General features: G+C 71.3%; 1 protein-coding gene and 1 pseudogene. Both read right to left on the reverse strand.

The window, feature by feature from the left end; genetic code table 11:
• Nucleotides 1-171 precede the first annotated feature (171 nt).
• Nucleotides 172-696, reverse strand: a complete 525-nt coding sequence (locus tag AB0M20_RS41965; protein ID WP_364306941.1) for a Rieske (2Fe-2S) protein — start codon at nucleotides 694-696, stop codon at nucleotides 172-174.
• A 568-nt stretch (nucleotides 697-1,264) separates the two neighbouring features.
• Nucleotides 1,265-1,703: pseudogene (locus AB0M20_RS41970) on the reverse strand (excinuclease ABC subunit A); the annotation flags it as partial.

Here is a 1,703-nt window from a genome sequence, read left to right on the forward strand (position 1 = left end):
CGTCGGGGATGGTCCCGGGAGCGGGCCGATAACTGGACGGGTCAGGCACGCTTCCACAGTAATGGGGACCCCTGACAGAATTGCCCGACCGGAGGTCCGTTGCCGCCGCCACGGCGTCGGACCTCCGGCCGGGAAACCAGGTCCCCTGACCTGCTGAGCGCCCGGTTGGGGTCAGGCAGCGACGATGTCGTCGCCGTCCACCTTGACCTTCGTCTCGGGCAGCGCCTGCTTGGCCGGCCCGCTCTGCGGCGAGCCGTCCTCGATGGAGAATTCGCTGCGGTGGCACGGGCAGACGATCAGCCCGTTCTCCACACCGTTGACGTCGCAGCCCTGGTGCGTGCACACCTTGCTGAAGGCCTTGTACTGGCCGGGCTTCGGCTGGGTGATCACCAGGTCGCCCTTGATCGCGCCGCCGCCCTCGGGGATGTCGGCGACCTTGGCCAGCGACGTGCCGCCGCCGGTGTCGCCGCCGGTGGTCGGCTTGCCGTTGGTGCCGGCGCTGCCGGCGGGCGCCGGGTCGTTGGTGAAGCCGGAGCCGTTCGCCCCGCCGTTGTCGGGTTGGGTGTCGGTGCCACAGGCCGCGAGCAAGCAGGCTGCGCCGATCGCCCCGGCACCCGCGAACACCGCTCGGCGCGGCGTGCCCGGGTTATGGTGCCGGCAGGTCGTGGACTCGGTCCTCGTCTGCACGTCAGTCATCTGTCGGAACCCTCCAGTTACCCCTTGCCCGCGCTCGACGGTTACGCGGCGTCTTGTCTGTATACGCTCGCGGCCGCGACTCGGTTCATTGGTTGAAGCCGCAATTATTGTATGAACCGGCCCGCCTTGGGATGGCTTTGGGTGGACTTGTCCGGGCGATTGGCAGGCTTTTCACAGCTACGGCGCCGCCTCACGGTGATTCGCGATGCGAGACGGCGCCATAGCTGTGCGTGACCTATGACGTTGCTGTGCGGGCGGACCGCGTCCGCGCCGGAGGCGTGCTCTTGGCCGCGCTCTTCGGCGCCGCCTTGGCGACCGTCTTGGCGACCTTGGCCGGTGCGGCCTTGGCCGGTGCGGCCTTGGCCGGTGCCGCCTTCGCCGGTGCCGCCTTCGCCGCGGGCACCGCCTTGGCCGTCGCCGTCCGCCGCGTGGTGGACTTCGCGGCCGCGGTGGTCTTGGCGGGCGCCTTGGCCACGCCGTCCGCACGGGCGCCGCCGGCCGAGCCGTTCACGCTGCCGTTGGCCGAGCCGGTCCCCGCGCCGGTTCCGGAGCCGTTCGCCCGGCCGCCGCCGTTCGCCTTGGCCGCCCGCGCGAGCGCCTTCGCCGCCCCGGCCGGCTCGCCGGTCAGCCCGAGCATCGGCCGCAGGAAGGCCCCCGTGTGGCTGCCGGGGACCTCAGCCAGCTCCTCGGGCGTGCCCGCGGCCAGCACCAGGCCGCCCTTGTTGCCGCCCTCGGGGCCCATGTCGATGAGCCAGTCGGCCGTCTTGATCACGTCGAGGTTGTGCTCGATCACGATCACCGTGTTGCCCTTGTCGACCAGCCCGTTGAGCACCATGAGCAGCTTGCGGATGTCCTCGAAGTGCAGGCCGGTGGTCGGCTCGTCGAGCACATACACCGTCCGGCCGGTCGACCTCTTCTGCAGCTCCGACGCCAGCTTCACCCGCTGCGCCTCACCACCGGAGAGGGTCGGCGCCGGCTGGCCGAGCCGCACGTAGCCCAGACCCACG

The sequence above is a fragment of the Actinoplanes sp. NPDC051633 genome (assembly GCF_040681735.1).
Classification (GTDB): Bacteria; Actinomycetota; Actinomycetes; order Mycobacteriales; family Micromonosporaceae; genus Actinoplanes.

Bases quoted from the DNA above. Each gene is read 5' to 3' on its own strand.
- AB0M20_RS41965 (WP_364306941.1), bottom strand. From the start codon at position 696: ATGACTGACGTGCAGACGAGGACCGAGTCCACGACCTGCCGGCACCAT.